At 66.7% G+C, this 941-nt stretch carries 1 protein-coding gene; it reads left to right on the forward strand.

The annotated features are described in order from the left end of the window. Window positions 1-33 precede the first annotated feature (33 nt). Entirely contained in the window at window positions 34-771 is a 738-nt protein-coding gene (istB, locus tag OOZ63_RS28890) for an IS21-like element helper ATPase IstB (protein ID WP_266009332.1), read from the forward strand. The last annotated feature ends 170 nt before the right edge of the window (window positions 772-941 follow it).

Genomic DNA, 941 nt, shown 5'->3' on the forward strand with positions numbered 1-941 from the left:
CTTGGCCGAACTCTCCAACATCACGAACACACCATGCTTCAACAACACACCCTGGACCAACTGCGCGGCCTGCGCCTGGACGGCATGATTGCCGCGCTCAACGACACCGGCATGCAGGCCAGCGCCGAGGCGCTGCCCTTCGAACAACGCCTTGCGCTGCTGGTGCAGCGCGAGCTGGACTGGCGCGACGGCAAGCGCGTGGCGCGGCTGCTCAAGGCGGCCAAGCTCAAGGTCAGCGGCGCCTGCGTCGAGGACATCGACTGGCGGGCTGGCCGCGGCCTGGACCGGCACATGGTCACTGCGCTGGCCGAGGGCGACTGGATCCGGCATGGCCGCAACGTGCTGATCACGGGCGCCACCGGTTGCGGCAAGACTTGGCTCGGGTGCGCGCTGGCCCAGCAGGCTGCACGCCAGGGCTTCAGCGTGCTCTACACCCGCTCGACCCGGTTGCGGCAAGAGCTGCAGGTGGCGCACGGAGACGGCAGCTTCGGCCGTCGCTTGGCCCAGTTGGCCCGACTGGACCTGCTTGTCCTCGACGATCTCGCGATCGCTCCCATCGCTGCCCAGGAGCGCCAGGACCTGCTTGAGCTGCTGGACGATCGGGTGGGAAGCCGAAGCACGCTCATCACGAGCCAGATGCCCAGCAGCGCCTGGCATCAATGGCTGGGTGAGCCCACCATCGCCGACGCCATCATGGACCGGCTGATGCACGCCTCACACAGCATTGCGCTCAAGGGCGAGTCTCTGCGCCGGGGCTCATCCCAGACCTGACCCATGAGCCGGTTCCACGCTGATCGCGGACACAGTTCCAAACTGATGCCGGACAGTTGGCTTACCATCCGGGCCGTCACTCAGGCACCCCACTCAGGGTGTCCGCGATCGCCCGGAACACTGTCCGCGATCAGCCTGGAATGGGTGTCCGCGATCAGTGGAATACGCAT

Source organism: Paucibacter sp. PLA-PC-4, assembly GCF_026241155.1.
Classification (GTDB): domain Bacteria; phylum Pseudomonadota; class Gammaproteobacteria; order Burkholderiales; family Burkholderiaceae_C; genus Roseateles_E.